This is a genomic window from Antrihabitans auranticaus, assembly GCF_016481275.1.
Taxonomy (GTDB): Bacteria; Actinomycetota; Actinomycetes; order Mycobacteriales; family Mycobacteriaceae; genus Antrihabitans.
The window spans coordinates 172,516-192,909 of sequence record NZ_JAEMNW010000002.1 but is presented as its reverse complement, the minus strand read 5'-3'; the positions used below and the strand labels follow the sequence as shown (position 1 = coordinate 192,909).

Sequence of the window (20,394 nt, the reverse complement as noted above, 5' to 3'; positions counted from 1 at the left end):
ATCTAGGCTCAGCGGCGTGACGAGAAAGCGACCGACCCTCAACGACGTAGCCGAGCACGCTGGAGTCTCCCGGGCGCTCGTGTCGATAGTCATGCGTGACGTACCGGGCGCCAGCGCGGAGACTCGTACGCGAGTCCGCTCCGCAGCGGCCGAACTGGGCTATCGACCCGACACCCGCGCCCGCCTACTGCGCCAAGACCACAGCCGTCTCCTCGGCGTGGCGTTTGCCGCGGGCGAGCAGTTTCATGCCGACCTCGTCGACGGAATCTACGTTGCCGCCGAGCGGCTCGGCTACGACGTCGTCCTCAGCGCTGTGACGCCCCGCCGAAACGAATCACGCACAGTGCGAACGCTTGTCGACGATCGGTGCGAGGCCGTGCTGTTGCTCGGATCCCAGCTGCCGGCCCGGCAGTTGCAGCAGTTGGCGGAGCAGGTTCCGGTGGTCGCACTCGCACGACGCGTGCGGGTTCCGGGCGTGGATTCGGTGCACAGCGACGATGCCGGCGGAGCGCGGTCTGCCGTCGATCATCTGCTCGGGCTGGGCCATCGCAAGATTGTGCACATCGACGGCGGCCGCGCCCCAGGTGCGGCGGATCGTCGTCGCGGCTACCTTTCCGCTATGCGCCGGGCGGGGCTGGGCGAGGTGGCCGAGATTGTCGAAGGCGGTCCGACAGAGGAGTTCGGGGCCCGCGCAGCGCACGTCCTGCTGGCTGACCGCAGCACCGCTCCGTCGGCGCTTTTCGCGTTCAACGATCGCTCAGCGGTCGGTGCGCTCGACGTGCTCATCCGATCCGGACATGCTGTGCCGCAATCCATATCGGTCGTCGGCTTCGACGACAGCGCGCTGGCCCGACTCGCGCACATCGATCTGACCACCGTCGCACAGGACGCCGACCAACTCAGCGCCCTAGCCGTTGCACGGGCCGTCGACCGGGTGGAAAGTGCGGGTCCACTCGAATCAGTGGACCTCGTCGTGGCTCCCCACCTTGTCGCACGTGGCACTTCGTCAGCGATTTGATACGTGGTCCTAATGTCAGGACAAACTATTGACATCCGACTGTGATGCGTATTACATGCAGGTAGCAGTTGCGCGCCAACTACACCGGCGCCGGCGCTCGACTTCGAGAGGACGAATCGAATGAGGTTTCCGAATCCCCGCGGCCGGGCCTGCGCACTTGCCACCGGGGCAATGCTGCTGGCGGCCACGCTGGCAGCGTGCTCGAGCACCGGAGGAAAGCCAGACTCGTCCGGTGGTGGCATGGGCGCAGGTACCGCAGATACTCCGCGGGCGACCATCGCGTTCATCACCCACGAGGTCCCCGGTGATTCCTTCTGGGACCTGGTCCGCAAGGGCGCTGAGACGGCGGCGAAGAAGGACAATATCGAACTGCGCTATTCCAACGATCCGGAAGCGCCGAATCAGGCGAACCTCGTGCAGTCTGCAGTGGACACCAAGGTCGACGGAATCGCCATCACGCTCGCCAAACCCGACGCGATGGCAGCAGCGGTGACAGCGGCCGAAAGCGCCGGAATCCCCGTCGTCGCATTCAATTCCGGGTTGTCGGACTGGCAGAAGATGGGCGTTCTCGAATACTTCGGCCAGGACGAGGGCATCGCCGGTGAGGCCGCGGGCGCGCGCTTGAACCAGGATGGTGCGAAGAAGACTCTCTGCGTGATCCAGGAGCAGGGCCACGTCGGCCTCGAGGCCCGCTGCGCCGGCGTGAAGAAGGCCTTCCGTGGGCAGACGGAGATCCTGAACGTCAACGGCAAGGACATGCCGTCCGTGGAATCGACGATCACCGCCAAACTTCAGCAGGACCCGAGCATCGACCGGGTGCTCACACTCGGAGCGCCCTTCGCCCTGACCGCGGTGCAGTCGGTGACGAACTCGGGCAGCAGCGCGAAGGTGGTCACGTTCGATACCAATGCCGCGCTGGTAGGTGCGATCCGGGACGGCTCGGTGCAATGGGCCGTCGATCAGCAGCCGTTTCTGCAGGGCTACCTCGCGGTCGACTCGCTCTGGCTCTACATCAACAACGGAAACGTCATCGGCGGTGGTCAGCCGACGCTGACGGGTCCCGCCTTCATCGACCAATCCAACATCGACTCGGTAGCCGAATACGCCGCCAACGGAACCCGCTGATACGAGTCGGCACGAAAGGTTAGACAATGGCCACACAGGCAGATTTGGACCTTGGCAGTCACAAGGTCGTGCGTGACGAGCGCGTCAAGGAGACGAAACGTCTGCAGCGCTTGCTCGTTCGACCGGAAATCGGTTCCCTGGTCGGCGCAATCGCGATCTTCATCTTCTTCTGTATCGTCGCTGCACCGTTCCGTACCCCCGAGGCGCTGGCCACCGTGCTGTACGCCAGTTCCACGATCGGCATCATGGCGTGCGCAGTAGCGCTGCTGATGATCGGCGGCGAGTTCGACCTCTCATCGGGTGTCGCCGTCACGACAAGTTCGCTCGCGGCATCGATGTTCGCCTACAACCTGCACCTCAACCTGTGGACCGGCGCCGCCATGGCGCTCGTGCTGGCGCTCGCCATCGGATTCGTCAACGGGTACCTCGTGATGCGCACGAAGATTCCGTCGTTCCTCATCACGCTCGGCACCTTCCTGATGCTCACCGGCGCGAACCTTGCCGTCACGAAACTTGTTGCGGGACAGGTTGCCACGCAGAGCGTCTCGGACATGCAGGGTTTCGAGTCGGCCAAGAAGGTCTTCGCGTCGTCGTTCCATATCGGCGATGTGTCCATTCGGATCACTGTCGTCTGGTGGCTGCTGTTCACCGCCATCGCAACCTACGTCCTGTTCAAGACGAAGATCGGCAACTGGATCTTCGCCGTCGGCGGCAATCAGGACAGTGCGCGCGCCATCGGTGTTCCGGTGACGATGGTCAAGATCGGGCTGTTCATGACCGTCGGCTTCGCGGCGTGGTTCGTCGGCATGCATTTGCTGTTCTCGTTCAACACGATCCAGTCGGGTCAGGGCGTCGGCAACGAGTTCCTCTACATCATCGCGGCCGTCATCGGCGGCTGCTTGCTCACCGGCGGCTACGGCACCGCGATCGGGGCGGCAATCGGTGCGTTCATCTTCGGCATGACGAACCAGGGCATCGTCTACGCGGGCTGGAACCCGGACTGGTTCAAGTTCTTCCTCGGCGCGATGCTGCTGTTCGCAGTCATCGCCAACAATGCATTCCGCAACTACGCCGCGAAAAGGTGAGGCATGAGTACAAGCACTGAGGCACCGATCGAGACTCCCCCGGCCGGCGGCAAAGTCCCTCTCGTCGAATTGCGGGACGTCGGCAAGAGCTACGGAAACATCATCGCGCTCAAGGGAATCAACCTGCGGGTCGGCGCCGGCGAGGTCACCGGCGTACTCGGCGACAACGGTGCGGGCAAGTCCACCCTGATCAAGATCATTGCGGGACTGCACCAACCGACCGAGGGCCAGATGCTCGTCGACGGCGAGCCGACCCTCTTCAATTCACCGAAGGACGCTTTGAACAAGGGCATCGCCACGGTGTACCAGGATCTGGCCGTGGTGAGCCTGATGCCGGTGTGGCGCAACTTCTTCCTCGGTCAGGAACTGCGCAAGGGCAAAGTGCTGAAGTCGTTGGACGCCAACGCAATGCGGGCGACGACGAAGAGCGAACTTGCCAAGATGGGTATCGACCTCCCGGACGTCGACGCCGCCATCGGCAGCCTCTCCGGCGGTCAGCGGCAATGCGTGGCGATCGCCCGAGCAGTCTTCTTCGGTGCGCGGGTGCTGATCCTCGACGAGCCCACCGCAGCCCTCGGCGTCAAGCAGTCCGGGATGGTCTTGCGTTACATCTCGGCAGCCAAGGAGCAAGGCTTCGGCGTCATCTTCATCACGCACAACCCACATCACGCCTACATGGTCGGTGATCACTTCGTCCTCCTCAATCGCGGCAGGCAGAAGCTCGACTGCCGCTACGACGAGATCGACCTCGACAAACTCACCCAGGAAATGGCGGGTGGCGACGAACTCGAGGCACTGACCCACGAATTGCGCCGCTGACCTGTTGTCGCGCGCCCTACTCGGCCGAGGTCGCCCCCCTGCCGCACCGCCCAGCAGGCTGCTGTCGCGCTCGCTACTCGGCCGACACCCCGCCAACCACCTGGTCGCCACGCGGGGCCCAACCAACGTCGCCCACCAGGCTGTTGCCGCGCCCCCCACTCGGCCGATACCCCACCAACCACCTGCTCGCCACGCGGGGCCCACCAGGCTGTTGTCGCGCCCGCCACCCCGCCAACCACCTGGTCGCCCGTGCCGCACTGCCCACCAGGCAGTTGCCGCCCCCCACTCGGCCGATACCCCGCCAACCACCTGCTCGCCCCGTGCCGCACCGCCCACCAGGCTGTTGCCGCGCCCGCCACCCGGCCGACACCCCGCCAACCACCTGCTCGCCGCGCGGGGCCCAACCAACGTCGCCCACCAGGCTGTTGTCGCGCCCCCCACTCGGCCGATACCCCGCCAACCGCCAGGTCGCCGCGTGCAACGTCGCCCACCAGGCTGTTGCCGCGCTCGCTACCCGGCCGATACCCCGCCAACCACCTGGTCGCCCCGTGCAGCACCGCCCAGCAGGCAGTTGCCGCGCCCCCCACTCGGCCGATACCCCGCCCACCACCTGCTCGCCACGCGGGGCCCAACCAACGTCGCCCACCAGGCAGTTGTCGCGCGCCCGCCACCCGGCCGACACCCCACCAACCACCTGCTCGCCGCGCGGGGCCCAAACAACGTCGCCGAACGGGCTGCTGTAGCGCAATCACCCGCCCAACGCCGCCACCACCGCCCACTCGACAGGGCAACCCCGCATCCGAATGAGTGCGGGCAGCGTTACGACGAGACCTTCAAAGAATTCAGGTACGCAATACTCCGCTCGACGTCGGCGAGGGGACCGATGCCGACCGGTTCGGCGTCGAGGATCGTGTCTTGCTCCAGGACATACCAACCGTCGTAGCCGGCCGCGTCGAGGCGAGATACAACGCCCGCGATGTCGACATTCCCGGCACCGAGTGGCTGGTACATGCCCAGCCGAACAGCTTCGGTGTAGGTCAGCGATCCAGTCCGAACACGTTGCGCCAGATAGGTATTCACGTCCTTCAGGTGAACATGCCCGATCCGTGCAGGGGCTGCTTCGACGAGCTCGAGTGGATCCGTTCCGCCGATCAGCAGGTGACCCGTGTCCAGGCAAATTCCGATGGACGACCCGTCCAAGACTCGGAACACTTCGTCCCGCTGCTCGACCATCGTCCCGACGTGCGGATGCAGAACCGCACGAACACCGCGGGCAGCCGCGAGATCGCCAAGCCTGTCGAGATTGCGCAGCAACGTCTTCCAACCGTCGGCATCGAGCGCGGGCCGACTGTCGTACCCGTCCTGCCCTGTCGCGGCAGCGAGCACGAGGACGTCCGCGCGAGTGACTGCAAACGTGTCCAGTAGCGCCGAAACCTCGGGTTCCGGGTCGTGATCGGCACGGTGCAGAACGACCGGCGCGAACGCACCCACCGGAGCAAGGCCGTGTTGCGCGAGGGTGCGAGTCAACTCGCCGGGTTCGGCAGGCAGAAAACCCTCCGGACCGAACTCGGCAGCCTGCAGGCCGGCACCTGCCATCTCGCGCAGTACCCGCTCGGGCGCGAGCTGGTATCCCCAGCCCGGCACTTCGCACACACCCCAGGAGATCGGTGCTCCAGCCAGTCTCATCGACGTACCTCTTCCATTCGAACGGCGCGGTGTTCACGGGCGGAAAGTGTTGCCGCCTCTGCGATCCAGCCGGCCTCGATGGCGTCGCTCAGCGTGCACGGCGACGGGCGAACGCCTGCGACCACATCGAGAAACGCGCTGAGCTCGGCGCGATATGCGGGTAGGAACCGGTCCATGAAGAATTGCCGCGGAACGCCCGCGGGAAACTCCACTCCAGCTTCTGTCGATCGCATCGGAAGTCGATCGTCCCAGCCTGCGGCGACGCTGTCCCGGGAACCGTGGAGCTCGAGGCGGCAGTCGTACCCCCGACCGTTGTACCGGGTGATGCTGACGATAACGAGAGTCCCGTCATCGAGGGTCAACGTTACTGCGGCAGTGTCGACGTCGCCGACCGCCGTGAACGACTTGTCGCCGCGATTGGCCCCGATCGCGACCAACTCGACGACCTCACGTCCGGTGACCCACCGGATGATGTCGAAGTCGTGGACACCGCAGTCCCGGAAGATGCCACCAGAAGTTGCGATGTAGCTGGGCGGCGGCGGAACCGGGTCCATCGTCGTCGAGCGCACCGTGTGCAACCAGCCCAGTTCCCCCGAGGCGACCGCGGCGCGCGCTGCGACGAATCCCGGATCGAAACGGCGTTGGTAACCGATCTGCACCGGCACGCCCGAACCACTGGTTCCCGCCAGCACGGCGAGGCTCTCGGCGGCTGTTGCCGCAGTCGGCTTCTCGCAGAACGTCGGGATTCCCGCATCGACCGCGGCCAGGATGAGCGCTGCGTGCGCATCGGTTGCCGCCGCGATGACCACCCCGTCAGGCCGTGAAGCCAACAGTGCGTCCGGGCTAGCGGCAACCTCGGCGCCGAACTTGGCGCCGACCGCTTCGGCCCGCGCGAGGTCGGCGTCGGCAACGACCAGCCCAGAAACACCGGGCAGCGAAGCCAGCGTCTCGGCGTGGAACGCGCCGATGCGGCCTAGCCCGATCAGCCCGATCCGGAAATCGTGAGTCATGGCTTGCGCCTTTCGGATTGGGCTGCCAATGCAGCGGAAAGAGTTGTCGGTGGAAGTTCTTGCTCGAGTGCGTCCCATACGATGTCGACCTGTGACGGGGGTGCCAGCCGATCACCGGGTGGGTCGTTGTCGAGGTTCGTCGGGAACGGATAGCACTCGGCAGTCGCGACGACGATGTTGTGCAGCAAACCACGGTCGAGTCCGGATGCCTTGAGCCGCAACAACTCCGGGTATACGGCGGTGCACATGGCAGTCCGGTCGACTACTTCCATCGCCCTACCGAACGGCGAAGAGATCTGCAGGAGATTTGCCGAACGACGAATGGCCGCGGACCGGTTGTGACCTGCGCCGTGGAACAGGGCGGGATTGAAGAAGATCGCGTCGCCCTTCGCCAACGGCAGCGCAACGTGATGCGCCCGGAAGTAGTCGACGAACTCGGGGCGCCTGAATGCGATGTAACCCGGCTCGAACGTCTGCGAATACGGCAGCAACATCGTCGGCCCGCTGCCAACCGGCATATCGCAGTGTGCCACCGCACCCTGCAGCGTCAGCGCCGCGGACATCCGGTGCAGCTGAACGGGATACTCCGCGAGATGGCAGTCGCGCACAATTCCGAGGTGGTAATCCCGGTGCGGAACCTGTGCGGCAGCGCCAGGATTGACGACGTTCACCTGCGACGTCACCTGATACACCGGGCCGAGCCAGGCCTGACAGACGAGCGCGAGGAGGTCGTTCGCGTAGTAGTCGGCGAACACGTCCGGCGCCGCGAGGGCAAGTTTCTGCGCAGCGTTCCAGATCCTGTCGCTCGCGCCCGGCGCCCCGAAATGATCGCCCGCGTTCGATCCGTCAGCACGCTGTGCTGCGATCAGTACGTCGAAGCTGGCGGACGCGGCATCGACGACGGACCCGTCGAAAGCGTTGCGGAAGACGACGACACCCGGACCGGTGGACAGCGCGCGCAACAGTTCTTCGCGAATCGCCTGACGATCAGCGGGATTCGCCGCGATTCGATAGATCGGCACATTGGACTCGACCGAGTCCGCGAATGGATAGTCGGCGGGGTCGGTTACGCGCTCCACGGCTCGGCGAAAGTCGTCAAGAGAGCCAGCGGATGCCGAAAACCATCCGCGAGCTGTATCGAGAACTGAGGTCATAGGACTAGTCTGCTCATCTGCAGACCTCGTTACAACGCCAGAAACCCATCAAAAAGCCATCAGAAAGAGATGTCCGTGGGCCACCGATACAAGGTTCGTGAGATTGCCCAGCAGTCCGGCCTGAGCGAGGCCACGGTCGATCGCGTGCTCAACGATCGACCCGGCGTTCGCGACAGCACCCGGGCGGAAGTCCGGCAGGCGGTTGCGGATCTCGATCGCCAGCGCTCGCAGCTTCGCCTGGTCGGACGAAAGTTTCTGATCGACGTCGTCATGCAGACCCCGGAGCGGTTCTCGACTGCAATCCGGCACGCGCTCGAAGCGGAACTGCCTGCGCTCTCCCCCGCTGTTCTACGCGCCCGCTTCCACTTCCGTGAGACGAGCTCGGCCTCGGCGATGGTCGAGACATTGGACGGGATAGCGAAGCGACGTTCGCACGGCGTGATCCTCAAGGCACCGGACGCGCCCGAGGTCGCGGCCGCCGTGGATCGACTCATCGCCGCGAAGATCCCCGTCGTCACGCTGGTGACAGACGTTGCGCACAGCCGGCGAATCGCCTACGTGGGCATGGACAACCGCGCGGCCGGCGCGACGGCAGCATATCTCCTCGATCAGTGGCTGGGGCAGCGGCCGGGCAACATCCTGATCAGTCTGAGCAGCAACGAATTCCGCGGCGAAGAAGAGCGTGAGATGGGGTTTCGGGCAAAGATGCGCACCCTTGCACCGGAGCGCGCAATCGTCGAACTGCAGGGCGGACACGGCCTCGACAGCACAACGCACGAGCTCGCACTGCACGCACTGCGCGCCGACGCGGACATCGTCGGCGTGTACTCGATCGGCGGCGGAAACTTTGCGATCCGAAGGGCCTTCGACGACACCGGCAGACCGTGCCACGTATACATCGCACACGACTACGATGAGGACAACGCTCGACTGCTTCTCGCGGGCCGGATATCGGCTGTGCTGCACCATGATCTGAACTACGACGTGCGGCAGGTATGTCAGCTGATCATGCAGGCGCACGGCGCTGTGCCCGCGGGACCTCCTGCGACGCCGTCGATGATCCAGATCCTCACGCCCTACAACGCACCCGCAGCTCCTTGAGCTCGCCAGACATCGGGCGGAACCGGATACTCCATCGCTGCGGCAACCGACCGTGAAGCCTCAGCCCCGATTTCGCGCTCGACGAGCCAGAGCGCTAGATCGATTCCCGCCGTGACGCCTCCGCAGGTCACGATGTTGCCGTCGTCCACGACGCGATGCTCACGCACTCGAGCACCGTAGCGTGAGATCTCCTCCAGCGCTGCGTGATTCGACGTCGCATTGCGCCCCTGCAGAAGTCCCGCCGCGCCCAGGAGCAATGAACCCGTACATACCGACGACACCCAGCGAACCGAGTTGGCGAGGTCGCCGATCACACGCGGCACCGCGCCGAGGCGAATCTCCTTCGGCACGCCGGTGTCCTCCCCCGACACCCAACTCCCGCCCGGCACGAGAATTGCATCCGGGCTGCCGACCTCCTCGACGACCCTCAGCTCCATTCCCTCCGCGGCTCGGACGATCTCGTTGCCACCCGTTCGGACCAACGCGACTTCGAAGTTCGAGGCGAATGCACCCGCGCGAACGAAGACTTCCCAGGGCGCGACGACGTCCAGGGCGTCGAAACCGTCGAAAACCAGAATCTCGATGCGCACCCGGTCAGGATGCGCCTCGAATACGACGATTGACAATCCGGCGCTGCGGGAGTCACACTCGATACATGAACCTGTCAGACAGCCGGACAGCTACCACTCAGCCTGCCCCAGCTGTGATCGCCTTTCGTATCGAGCACGACCTCCTCGGCGACCGTGAAGTACCCGCCGACGCCTACTGGGGCGTGCACACGCTGCGAGCGATCGAGAACTTCCCGATCACCGGGCGACGGATCGGTTCGAACACACACCTCATCGCGGGCCTCGCTGCCGTCAAATGGGCTGCGGCGTCGGCAAACTGCACGCTCGGACTCCTCGACAAGACCCGCGCCGACGCTATTCGCCAGGCCTGCAAGGAGATCCTCGACGGCGCATTGCACGACCAGTTCGTCGTCGACGTCATTCAGGGCGGTGCCGGTACGTCGACGAACATGAATGCCAACGAGGTCATCGCCAACCGGGCGCTCGAGATTCTCGGCCGCGAGCGGGGCGACTACGACTTCCTGCATCCGAACGAGCACGTGAATCTGAGCCAGTCGACGAACGACGTCTATCCGACCGCAGTCAACATCTCGACGATCTTCGCCATCCGCGAACTGCTCGACGCAATGCGCGTGCTACGCGAGGCTTTCGTTGCCAAGTCTGCCGAGTTTCGAACGATCGTGAAGATGGGCCGCACCCAGTTGCAGGACGCCGTGCCGATGACACTCGGCCAAGAGTTCGGCACCTACGCGGTGACGATGGAAGAGGACAGTGCGCGCCTCGAAGAGGCCTCCCTCCTCGTTCACGAAATCAACTTGGGCGCAACAGCAATCGGGACCGGGCTCAACGCCGATCCGCGGTACTCCGCCCTCGCGTGCGACTACTTGCGCGAGATCACGGGCTTGCCGCTCGTCACCGCGCTGGACCTCGTCGAGGCCACCCAGGACGTAGGCCAGTTCGTCCACCTGTCCGGCGTACTCAAGCGCGTCGCGGTGAAGCTGTCGAAGATCTGCAACGATCTCCGACTGCTGTCGTCGGGCCCGCGCGCGGGGTTCGGTGAGATCAATCTGCCACCCGTCCAGGCAGGTTCGTCGATCATGCCGGGCAAGGTGAACCCGGTCATCCCCGAGGTCGTCAACCAGGTCGCCTACGAAGTGATCGGCCACGACGTCACCATCACCATGGCCGCCGAGGCCGGTCAGCTGCAGCTCAACGCGTTCGAGCCGATCATCGTGAAGTCGTTGTCCGAGAGCATGACTCATCTCGGCGCAGCCTGCCGCACCCTGGCGGAACGCTGCGTTGTCGGCATCACCGCCAACGCCGATCGACTGCGCTCCTCGGTGGAGAATTCGATCGGGCTCGTGACCGCCCTCAACCCCTACATCGGCTACCCCGCCGCGACTCTCATTGCACAGGAAGCGTTGCTGACCGGACGCAACGTCGCCGACCTCGTACTGGAGAAGAGGCTTCTCGACCGCGCGGAACTCGACCGGATTCTGCAGCCCGAGCACCTCGCAAACCTGCGGCAGGACACACCGTGACCCTGCCTGCAAGCGGCGCCCCCGCAACCGCCTAGGTTCAGACCATGGGTGAAACGCCTACCAAGACAGTCGCCGTGGTGACGACCGGCGGCACCATCGCGGGCACGCGAGGTCCCGACGGCGCCATCCATCCGACGTTGACCGGCAACGCGTTCGTCGAACATGCACAGGCTGCCGCATCGGTGAATCTTGTTCTGCACGATCTGATGTCGACAGACAGCGCACGGATGTCCTTCACCGAGATGGACGTGATCGCTGAGGCCGTTGCAGGTGCGCTTGCGGACGACGGGGTCGACGCCGTTGTCGTGTTGCACGGTACCGACACGATGGAAGAAACCGCGATGCTCGTCGACCTGCAGCACGACGACCCCCGGCCTGTCGTCTTCACCGGTGCGCAACGCCATTCCGACCACGAAGAGCCAGACGGACCCGGCAACCTCGCCTCGGCAGTCAGCCTCGCGACCGACGATGCCGCGCGAGGCCGGGGCGTGCTGATCAGTTTCGGCACCGCCATCGTCGCCGCCCGTGGCGCGCGCAAGGTGCACACTACCGCGCTCGACGGCTTCGCAGGCACCACCACAGCGCGAAAGACTCTCGGGCGCCGCACAATTGCCGGCACGCGCGTCGACATCGTCACCCTCTATCCAGGCGTCGACGCAACCGCTATCGACGCGTACGTGGCGGCAGGTGCGAGCGGACTGATCCTCGAGGGAATGGGTAGCGGCAACGCGAATCCCGAAGTCGTCGCGGCTGTACAGCGTTGCGTCGCAACGGGCGTCGTTGTTCTGGTGTCGACGCGAGTACCCGAGGGTCCCGTCGCGGCCGCCTACGGCGGCGGCGGGGGCGGCTTCGACCTGGTCGCGGCAGGCGCAATCGTGTCCCCCGTCCTGCGGGCGAGTCAATCGCGAATCCTGCTGGCCGCGTTGCTTGCCGGCTCTACTTCGCGCGCCGAGATCGAAAGCTGGTTCGCAGAGTAGCCCGTCCACCTGCCCTGACGGTTCAATCCACCGGCTTCGGCAGCCGCGGGCCCTTCCCCCAGTACTGGTCGTTGTGTTCGTACTTCGCCCACCCGCCACCGTCGTACCCGTCGAGAGTGAAGCATTCCTCGCAGAATTGCAGACCGAAGACTGACAGGTAGATGCTGCGATAGACCGCGATCGTGCGTTTCGCCCGATGCGAGGCGGCAACGGCTTCAGGGTGTGCTTCGGTGACCTGGTATCTGCGGAAGTCCTCGACGGGTTCCGTCGAAAAACTCACGAGCCCAAGCCCGTGCAGATTGCCGAGGTAGTGCCTGGCGCGGGCCGGCCACGCACAGCCGGCCATGTCCGGAATGAACGATATTCCCACCGCGAGCCGTTGCGACCCGATGCCGAACGGCGTGCTCGTGCGGATATCGATCGCGGGCTGCGGTCCCGCCACCGCGAGAAACCGCAGGATTCGTGCCTCGTCGGGAGTGATTTCGTCGAGGATCCGATCGAAGGCCGGGTGCTCGGAGCCTGTGGAGGACGCGGCATTCCACGAGCGGGAGAGCAGGTCGTCGCCACGTGTCTTCAGGCTGCGCGTAGAGCGAGACCCTGACCGGCTGGAATCACGATGTGCTGCAGCCTCTTCCGCACCGAGCGCCGATAGCGCAGCCGCGACAACCTGTTCGATTCGATCGTCGACGATCTGGGTTATTCGTTCACCCGAACTGATCTGCTTGGCAATCTCGTTCGACGTATCCACGGCGCCTTGGCCGAGCGCGCCCATGGCGCGCAGCAGGGCCGCGGCGGACAACTTGGCCACGCTTGCCACTTCGACCGGATTCGTGGCGAACTTGGCCAGGTCCGCCGCAACGTCGAGTGTGGACTTGCTTCCTCGCCCGCCCGGCTGGTCTGCGTGGTTGCTTTCGTCACTCATGTCAGGATCCAAAAAGTAGTAGGTGCAGGCCGCCGACACCCAGCCCCAGCAGTGCGCCGTGGACGTAGAGCAACCACGCATCCTGCTCGATCACCGAATAGATCAATTCCATGAACTGCGCCGGACTCAGTTCGCGGAGCTTGTCTCTGGCGAAGCGCTCGATTTTCGCCGCCTGTGCAGCATTGAATTCCTCGTCATTGATGATCGTCGGCGCGTACTCGAGCCCGGTTGCCATCGAACCGGCCTTGATCGCGTCGAACTCCTTGGTGCCGACTGCTGCCCGCACCACCGATTGCAGCGGCCCGAGCACTCTGTCGAGTTCCTGCGTGACGATGTCTTCCATGAATCCGCGCACTCGGTCGCCGCGAGGTCCGTTGAGTAGTTCGTCGGCGACGTTCGGGATGTTGATGACGTTCGTCGCGAGCAGTTTGCCGAAGTCCTCCGCGGCCTGCGGTTGCCGCTTCGCCAACTTTGCCTGCTTCCACAGGTACTTGTAACGCGGCTGCGGCTCGGCCGGCTCGAATACGACTTTGATCGCAAGCAGATTCACCGTGACGCCGATCAGCGCAGCGCCGGTGAGTACGACTACCCAACCAGGGATCGCATCGAGGTAGGGCACCTTGCCGTAGTAGTAGATGACGAGCGCGAACAGCATGCCGAAGGGCAAACCCAGAAGGCCGATCCTGATCATGAACTTCAGCTCGGGCGCGCTGATGTTCCACACGATGTCCTTCAGCATTTCCGGATTGTTCTTGAGGAACTTCATCGCCATCAGTCTGATGTCGATCATCTGCTCGACGTTTTCGCCGATTCGCTCCAGCGCGCGCTCGGAGATGCCAGGCATCTCCGCTTCGATTCTGTCGTAGACGATCTCGCGCATCGCTGGCGTCATATCCCGCCACAACCCTGGATGCTCACGCTCCATCACCGACGAAACAAGCGGCCGGAGATCACGTTTGACGACCTCCGACATGTGTACGGCGACCGACTGCGGATCGAACTCGTAGTAGAAGTCCTTGACGCTGCCGATCCGGGCGACCGCCTTGTCGACGATGTAGCACGCCATCTTCTCGGCTCGGGCAGGTATGAAGCCCTGGTAGCCGATGATTCCGCCGGGCGCCCAGATCGGGAGTTGCTGCACTTTCCGCGGAATGAACGGGAAAAGTGTCTTCAGTCCGGGCACGTAGAACCCGCGAAAGTTGACCGGCGTGAACAACATGTACACACCGGTCCAGTTCACGAGAACGCCTGCAACAGCACTGAACAACGGGACGCTGATCATGTCGATCCAGAACTTCGACAGACCTGTCATCGCCTCCCAGTCGATGAACGGACCGGATCCGATTATGTCCACTGGCACTCCAATCTGGCCACGACAACAATAGTCGCGCTTTACAATCCAACGACACCGGCAGCGGCCCGGTTCTCGAAGGGACCGATTCATGAGTATGTCGAACCGCTGGTTGCACCGGAGCATTGTTGCGGTAGTTGCAGTCGGCCTGGTCTCGACCACAGTGTCGTGCGGGTCGGACAGCGGCGACGACAAGGACGAGGCGAAGGCCACGAGCGGGTCGAGCATCGAGCTGAGCAGCGACCCGAATGCCGAAAAGATCGTCGAGATCGTTCGCACCCAGATGAAAGATCTCGACCTCACCGGTGGCGTGTTCGGTGTGTGGCGCGGGGACGAGCAGATCGCTCTCGGTGCGCTCGGCGAATCTCCTGTCGGTGTTCCTGCGACGCCGGATATGCAGTTGCGCGTCGGCCAGCCGATGGAGCCGATGCTCTCGACAGTTCTTCTGCAGCTCAACGAGTCCGGCACGCTGAACATGGACGATCCAGTTGCCAAATGGGTACCCGACTTCCCGCGTGCCGACAAGATCACGCCACGTATGCTCGCGAACTCGACGTCGGGCATCTCGGATTATGTGACGAACCCCGAGTTCCTCAAAGAGTTCTACGCCAATCCGATCAAGGGCTTCACCGCCGAAGAGATCTTCGCCCTGGCCAACGCCCGGCCCCCACTGTTCGAACCCGGAACCAGCTTCGCCTATGCGCACAGTGATCTGTGCCTGCTCGGCGTCGTCCTCGAGAAGGCAAGCGGAAAAACCCTCGGCGAACTGCTGAAGGAGCACATCTTCACACCGCTCGGCATGGACAACAGCCAGGTCGTGCTCACCCCTCAGATGGTCGAACCGATCCTGCACGGCTATACGAACGAGCGGGGCATGTTCGAAGACTCGACCTTCTGGAGCCCCACCGCCTTCCTCAACAGCGGAAACATGAACTCGAACGTGTCCGAGGTGGGCCGCTGGGTTCGCGCACTGGCCACGGGCGAGCTTGTCTCGGACGCGGTGTTCACAGAAATGATGGCACCCAAGACGGCTGGGCTCGGCCCGCTGACCACAGAGAAGTACTTCGCGTTCGGCACGGCGCACCTGAACAACTGGCTGGTCATGAATCCAGCGTTCGGCGGCTACGCCGGCATTGCCCTGTACGAGAAGGAATCGAAGACCGCGATTGTCGCGTTCGTCAATCTCGGGCCGACGGCCAATGCAAACATCAACAACGCCGTCCCGATCGGGAACGCGATCGGATCGCTTCTCTTCCCGGACAAAGCGCCGAACGTGCCCTGACCGCTGCGCCCGCTACCGAACAGGAGCCGCCGTGGCTACCGTGATCCGGACACCCCCGCGGACTGCATGGCTGCTGGCTGCGACGCCGATCGTTCTGCTGCTCACGCACTACGCAGCCGTGCTCCCGCACGAGTTCGCCCATTCGGTCGTCGCCTGGCTTGTCGGAATCAAACCTGTTCCAGGCGATATTCACTGGGGTCCCGGCAGTGTTCTCAATGTGTTGCTATTCGTCGACATCAACGAGAACGTCGACTACTGGGATGCCCTGAAAGCCGGCAAGGACTGGCAGGTTGCACTCGTTGCCTTTGCCGGTCCGATCTTCGCCAACGGCGGGCTGTACCTCATCACGCGCTGGCTGATCACCGTGCAGTACTTCGCAAGTCGCCCCTTCCACGCGTACGTCCTGTTCTGGCTCTACGTCATGAACGCCGCGAACCTCTTCTGCTACATCCCGCTCCGCGTCTTTCCCGAAGACGGGGATGTTATCACTTCCTGCTGGGAACCGGAATGTCGCCGTGGTGGGTGTACGTGGTCGGCGGGTACCTCGTCCTGTGGGTGCTGATCGACCTCTATCGCGTTCCACTCCCCTGGCTTATCACCACCTGTGGTTTCACTTCCAAAGCCGAACGTGCGGCGCTGCTGATCTTGACCACCGCTGTGGTTTTCGGCTACTTCGCAGTTCCGGGAATGATGGAAGACAACAATGCGTCGATCGTCCTATCGCGCACTTCGGTGCTCGCCATACCGATCATCGTGCTGCTGACGTGGCGCCGAATCGTGCACGCTGACACACCTGGCCCGCGGACGCCATGATGTCGCTCGCCGACCTGGAAAAGTCGCTTCCCCCAGGGCGATTGATCCTGGACCCGGATGTGATCGCCAAGTATCTGCACGACGAGGCAGAATGGGCACCGTTCGAACGGCCGCTCGCTGTCTTGCGACCGCGGACCGCCGAAGAAGTTCAGATCGCAGTGCGTTGGTGCATCGACACGGGCACCGCAGTCGTCGCCCGCGGCGCCGGAACCGGTTTGTCCGGCGGCGCCAACGCACTTCGCGACTGCATGGTGATCGTGCTGGACGGGATGACGACAATCCGGGAGATCGACCCGCTCGAACGGCTGGCGGTTGTCGAACCGGGAGTTGTCAACGACGACTTGCGGCGCGCCTGCGAAGAACTCGGACTGTGGTACCCGCCCGATCCGGCAAGCTCGCCGTGGTCGACCATCGGCGGTAACGTCGCGACCAACGCCGGTGGCGTGTGCTGCCTCAAGTACGGCGTCACGCGGGATTACGTGCTTGGAGTGCAAGTGGTGACGGGCACAGGCGATCTCGTGCGACTCGGTCGCCGGACCGCCAAGGGCGTCGCGGGGTATGACCTGGCGGGCCTGATGGTCGGTTCAGAAGGCACGCTCGGCATCATCACCGAGGTGACCGTCCGGCTGCGGCCGAGCAGGTTGCCTGAGCGCACGGTCGCCGGCTACTTCGACTCGATCGTCACTGCCGGTCGCGCGGTCGAAGCCGTTGCGGCGTCCGGCATTACGCCTTCAGCGCTCGAACTGGTCGACAAGCAGTGCCTGCTTGCAGTCGATGCGTGGAAGAACATGGGCCTGTCTGTCGACGCCGACGTCCTGTTGCTCGGCAGGGTCGACACGCCGGGCGCGATTGGCGACGACGAGGCGCACAGGCTCCAGCGCGTTTTCGAAGAGGCCGGCGCCAATTGGGCTGTGCACTCCACCGATCAGACCGAAGCGGATGCGTTGTTCGCAGCGCGAAGACTGGCATACCCGGCAATGGAGCGCCTCGGTCCCGTCTTGACCGAAGACATCTGTGTTCCGATCCGGGCTGTCCCGCAGATGCTGGCTCGCATCGAACGTATTGCAGCGCACCGCGAAACGACCATCGCGAACATCGCGCACGCGGGTGACGGGAACTTACATCCACTGCTCATCGCGCCGCACGACGACAATGCTGCACGCGCGCGAGCGCAGGCCGCCTTCACCGACATCATCGACGCCGCGCTGGAACTCGGTGGCACGGTCACAGGCGAGCACGGAGTCGGACTGCTCAAGATGGACGGGCTCGCGAAGGAACTCGACCCCGCGGTGCTCGATATGCACTACAGCGTGAAGCGTGCCCTGGATCCCCACAACATTCTCAACCCAGGCAAGGTAGTTCCGGCACGCTGATTATCGGACCGGAGTTGCGTCCTCGAATGTCATGCGCAGTTCCGGAATCACCGAAGTCAGCATCGCACGACGCGGGAGTCCCAGCGTCGCAAGTTCGCGAGCCCAGGGGTGCTCGCCAAGGGACAGTCGCGCGCCGCCGGGTCTCGACCGGACACCGGCCGGGGACATCAACCATTGCGTTCGCCGGGTGACGCCGGCCAGGCTTGTGAAGGCGTCGAGGGACGTGTTCATCCCCGAGCCGGGCAGCCGAACACCTTGTTGGACGTGGAGATCCACGATCAGCTGGCCGTCCTTGCGCAAGATTCCGCGTCGTCCGCCCGCATAGCTGTCGGTCTCGAACTCGGCGAGTTCCTTGGGAAAGCCCCAGATTTCGCGGCCGGCAGCCATCGTGAACTCGCCGTCGACCGGCAACCGGTGGATGAACACACCTGCACCGCCACCGAGCACTGCCCGCACGTCGCCGAGCAGCTTGGGCCGCTTGACGGGATCACGGACGAGGAACGCAACCCCGAACTCGTTGTACGGACCGAGATCTCCGTCGACGTAGTCGACGAATACGAGGGTGCACACCGCCCGTCCCGGAAACAGTCGCAGGACTTCGAGTCCGGAGTACGCGATCACCGTCTGTGCCGCGGCCGCCGACACGTTGTACGTCGCGGCGAACGCACTGGCCTGCCGGATCTGCACAGGCATGTCGACGCGCTGCCCGCGCACGGTATGCGACGTCACGAGACCCTCCAGTCGAAGTTCGGCCAATTGAAACACGTTCTAGTTGCAGCTTAATAGGTTGTTTACCTCGCCGCCGCACCGACGCAGCCCCGACGGACGAACGTAGCCCCGATGACGGCCCAGGCCCGGGGCCGCAAAGCACCGAGGGGTTGGCGGAAATGACACTGGATACCAAGGATCCAACGTCGGACACACTGCTGGAGGAACACCACAGCAGCGCGCTGAAAGAGACGCTCGAGGACTACACGCTCCGCTTCGCGCCACGCAGTTACCGGCAGTGGAGCACCGCCGTCGTCGCGACATCCGCCCTCGGCGGCATCGCCTACCTTGCCGACTTCGCTATCGGTGCCAACATCGGCATCTCGTACGGAACTGGCAACGCCCTGTGGGGCATTCTCGTGTTCGCGGTCGTCATCATACTGACCGGATTTCCGCTCGCGTACTACGCCGCCCGATACAACATCGACCTCGACTTGATCACGCGCGGAAGCGGATTCGGCTACTACGGATCGGTGGTCACGAATGTCATATTCGCGACGTTCACCTTCATCTTCTTTGCGCTCGAGGGTTCGATCATGGCGCAGGGCCTTGAACTCGGCCTGAACATACCGCTGCCGCTCGGCTACGCGATCTCGTCGTTGATGGTCATCCCATTGGTCATCTTCGGCATGAAAGCGCTTGCCAAACTTCAGGTGTGGACGACTCCCCTATGGCTGATCATGATGGTGCTGCCGTTCGTCTACCTCCTGGTGAAGCACCCCGATTCGATCAGCGCCTTCTTCGCTTACGGCGGCGCGGACGGCGAAGATGGCAAGGGCGTGAACCTCGGTTCCGTCATGCTCGCGGCGGGCGTATGTCTCTCGCTGATCGCGCAGATCGCGGAACAGATCGACTACTTGCGATTCATGCCGCCGAAGACTCCCGAGAACAGCCGCCGGTGGTGGACCGCAGTCCTGCTGGCAGGTCCGGGTTGGGTGATCTTCGGTGCTATCAAGCAGGTTGTCGGGCTCTTTCTCGCCGTGTACCTGATCGCGAACGTCGTCGACGGCGCAAGCGTCGCGAACCAGCCCGTTCACCAGTTCCTGGAGATCTACCAGGACATGATGCCGCACTGGCTCGCCATGACGCTGGCCGTGATTCTCGTCGTCATCAGCCAAATCAAGATCAACGTGACCAACGCGTACTCCGGGTCGCTGGCCTGGACGAACTCGTTCACCCGCGTCACCAAGACCTATCCGGGGCGGCTCGTCTTCGTGATCTTCAACGTGTCGATCGCGCTGATCCTCATGGAAGCCAACATGTTCGACTTCCTCAACACGATCCTCGGCTTCTACGCCAACTGCGGCATGGCCTGGATCGTCACCGTCGCGGCCGACATCGTGTTCAACAAGTACCTGCTCGAGCTGTCGCCGAAGGTGCCCGAGTTCCGGCGGGGAATGCTCTACGCCATCAACCCGGTGGGCTTCGTCTCGATGCTCCTCGCTGCAGGCATCTCGATCCTGGTGTTCTTCGGTGCGTTCGGGGCCGCGATCAAGCCGTACTCGCCGATTGTGGCCGTGCTGATCGCGTTGATCGCAACACCGGCTCTCGCGATCGCGACCAAAGGCAAGTACTACTTGCGACGCACGGACGACGGTATCGACCTGCCCATGTTCGACGAGCACGGCAATCCGTCCGGCGAGACGCTGCACTGCCACGTGTCGGGGATGGCGTTCGAACGACCCGACATGATCGCGTCGAACCGCACTGGACCGGACGGCGAAAAGTTGTACATCTCGTCGTTGAGCCTGAGCACCGACAAGACGGGAGACCACGTGCTGCCGGCCCAGCCGTAGCGCA

Annotated in this window: 19 protein-coding genes; 12 read left to right on the top strand and 7 right to left on the bottom strand. The window is 63.9% G+C overall.

Annotation, left to right across the window (positions count from 1 at the left end):
- Positions 1 to 16 precede the first annotated feature (16 nt).
- The 4 genes from JGU72_RS08840 to JGU72_RS08825 all read left to right on the top strand — a co-directional run bounded on the left by JGU72_RS08840 (position 17) and on the right by JGU72_RS08825 (position 4,047).
- The gene (locus JGU72_RS08840; protein ID WP_199683450.1) at positions 17 to 1,018 is read left to right on the top strand and encodes a LacI family DNA-binding transcriptional regulator; all 1,002 of its coding nucleotides are present in this window, start codon (positions 17 to 19) and stop codon (positions 1,016 to 1,018) included.
- A gap of 171 nt (positions 1,019 to 1,189) precedes the next feature.
- Entirely contained in the window at positions 1,190 to 2,143 is a 954-nt protein-coding gene (locus JGU72_RS08835) for a substrate-binding domain-containing protein (RefSeq protein WP_374101107.1), read from the top strand.
- A 26-nt stretch (positions 2,144 to 2,169) separates the two neighbouring features.
- Positions 2,170 to 3,228 carry an ABC transporter permease gene (locus JGU72_RS08830; RefSeq protein ID WP_199683448.1) on the top strand — a complete coding sequence of 353 codons (1,059 nt, stop codon included), beginning with the start codon at positions 2,170 to 2,172 and terminating at the stop codon, positions 3,226 to 3,228.
- A 3-nt stretch (positions 3,229 to 3,231) separates the two neighbouring features.
- The gene (locus JGU72_RS08825) at positions 3,232 to 4,047 is read left to right on the top strand and encodes an ATP-binding cassette domain-containing protein (protein WP_199683447.1); all 816 of its coding nucleotides are present in this window, start codon (positions 3,232 to 3,234) and stop codon (positions 4,045 to 4,047) included.
- A gap of 819 nt (positions 4,048 to 4,866) precedes the next feature.
- Here JGU72_RS08825 and JGU72_RS08820 read toward each other — a convergent pair.
- Genes JGU72_RS08820 through JGU72_RS08810 form a run of 3 tightly spaced genes read right to left on the bottom strand, consistent with a single transcriptional unit; the run spans position 4,867 to position 7,897 of the window.
- Positions 4,867 to 5,733 carry a TIM barrel protein gene (locus tag JGU72_RS08820; protein WP_199683446.1) on the bottom strand — a complete coding sequence of 289 codons (867 nt, stop codon included), beginning with the start codon at positions 5,731 to 5,733 and terminating at the stop codon, positions 4,867 to 4,869.
- On the bottom strand, positions 5,730 to 6,743 hold the full coding sequence (locus JGU72_RS08815) for a Gfo/Idh/MocA family protein (protein WP_199683445.1): 1,014 nt from the start codon (positions 6,741 to 6,743) through the stop codon (positions 5,730 to 5,732). Before JGU72_RS08815 ends, JGU72_RS08820 begins: the two co-directional genes overlap by 4 nt.
- Positions 6,740 to 7,897, bottom strand: a complete 1,158-nt coding sequence (locus JGU72_RS08810) for a phytanoyl-CoA dioxygenase family protein (RefSeq protein ID WP_199683444.1) — start codon at positions 7,895 to 7,897, stop codon at positions 6,740 to 6,742. Before JGU72_RS08810 ends, JGU72_RS08815 begins: the two co-directional genes overlap by 4 nt.
- Positions 7,898 to 7,972: 75 nt before the next feature.
- Between JGU72_RS08810 and JGU72_RS08805 the strand changes: the two genes are divergently transcribed.
- Positions 7,973 to 8,998, top strand: coding sequence for a LacI family DNA-binding transcriptional regulator (locus JGU72_RS08805; protein WP_199683443.1), 1,026 nt, complete (start codon positions 7,973 to 7,975; stop codon positions 8,996 to 8,998).
- Here the strand turns inward: JGU72_RS08805 and JGU72_RS08800 are convergent.
- Positions 8,974 to 9,588 carry a DJ-1/PfpI family protein gene (locus JGU72_RS08800; protein WP_199683442.1) on the bottom strand — a complete coding sequence of 205 codons (615 nt, stop codon included), beginning with the start codon at positions 9,586 to 9,588 and terminating at the stop codon, positions 8,974 to 8,976. The two genes, JGU72_RS08805 and JGU72_RS08800, sit on opposite strands and share 25 nt — an antisense overlap.
- 65 nt (positions 9,589 to 9,653) lie before the next feature.
- Between JGU72_RS08800 and JGU72_RS08795 the strand changes: the two genes are divergently transcribed.
- Positions 9,654 to 11,108, top strand: coding sequence for an aspartate ammonia-lyase (locus JGU72_RS08795; RefSeq protein ID WP_233531807.1), 1,455 nt, complete (start codon positions 9,654 to 9,656; stop codon positions 11,106 to 11,108).
- A 44-nt stretch (positions 11,109 to 11,152) separates the two neighbouring features.
- Complete coding sequence (locus tag JGU72_RS08790) at positions 11,153 to 12,085, top strand: asparaginase (protein WP_199683441.1); 933 nt, start codon at positions 11,153 to 11,155, stop codon at positions 12,083 to 12,085.
- A 22-nt stretch (positions 12,086 to 12,107) separates the two neighbouring features.
- Here JGU72_RS08790 and JGU72_RS08785 read toward each other — a convergent pair whose 3' ends face one another.
- Both JGU72_RS08785 and JGU72_RS08780 read right to left on the bottom strand, forming a co-directional pair.
- Entirely contained in the window at positions 12,108 to 13,007 is a 900-nt protein-coding gene (locus tag JGU72_RS08785) for an Abi-alpha family protein (protein ID WP_199683440.1), read from the bottom strand.
- Between the two features lies 1 nt (position 13,008).
- Complete coding sequence (locus tag JGU72_RS08780) at positions 13,009 to 14,361, bottom strand: DUF445 domain-containing protein (protein ID WP_199683439.1); 1,353 nt, start codon at positions 14,359 to 14,361, stop codon at positions 13,009 to 13,011.
- A gap of 94 nt (positions 14,362 to 14,455) precedes the next feature.
- On the opposite strand from JGU72_RS08780, the gene JGU72_RS08775 reads away from it, so the two are divergent.
- The 4 genes from JGU72_RS08775 to JGU72_RS08760 are packed head-to-tail and all read left to right on the top strand — an operon-like array spanning position 14,456 to position 17,826.
- On the top strand, positions 14,456 to 15,640 hold the full coding sequence (locus JGU72_RS08775) for a serine hydrolase domain-containing protein (protein WP_374101106.1): 1,185 nt from the start codon (positions 14,456 to 14,458) through the stop codon (positions 15,638 to 15,640).
- A gap of 31 nt (positions 15,641 to 15,671) precedes the next feature.
- Positions 15,672 to 16,202, top strand: coding sequence for a hypothetical protein (locus JGU72_RS08770; protein ID WP_199683437.1), 531 nt, complete (start codon positions 15,672 to 15,674; stop codon positions 16,200 to 16,202).
- Positions 16,148 to 16,453: a hypothetical protein gene (locus JGU72_RS08765; RefSeq protein WP_233531806.1), complete on the top strand. Its 306-nt coding sequence runs from the start codon at positions 16,148 to 16,150 to the stop codon at positions 16,451 to 16,453. Before JGU72_RS08770 ends, JGU72_RS08765 begins: the two co-directional genes overlap by 55 nt.
- Complete coding sequence (locus JGU72_RS08760) at positions 16,450 to 17,826, top strand: FAD-binding oxidoreductase (protein WP_463315437.1); 1,377 nt, start codon at positions 16,450 to 16,452, stop codon at positions 17,824 to 17,826. Before JGU72_RS08765 ends, JGU72_RS08760 begins: the two co-directional genes overlap by 4 nt.
- On the opposite strand, the gene JGU72_RS08755 is transcribed toward JGU72_RS08760, so the two are convergent.
- Positions 17,827 to 18,555 (bottom strand): acetoacetate decarboxylase family protein, encoded by a 729-nt coding sequence (locus JGU72_RS08755; protein ID WP_199683434.1) that lies wholly within the window; start codon positions 18,553 to 18,555, stop codon positions 17,827 to 17,829.
- A gap of 158 nt (positions 18,556 to 18,713) precedes the next feature.
- Here JGU72_RS08755 and JGU72_RS08750 point away from each other — a divergent pair, with 158 nt between their 5' ends.
- Positions 18,714 to 20,390 (top strand): purine-cytosine permease family protein, encoded by a 1,677-nt coding sequence (locus JGU72_RS08750; protein WP_199683433.1) that lies wholly within the window; start codon positions 18,714 to 18,716, stop codon positions 20,388 to 20,390.
- The last annotated feature ends 4 nt before the right edge of the window (positions 20,391 to 20,394 follow it).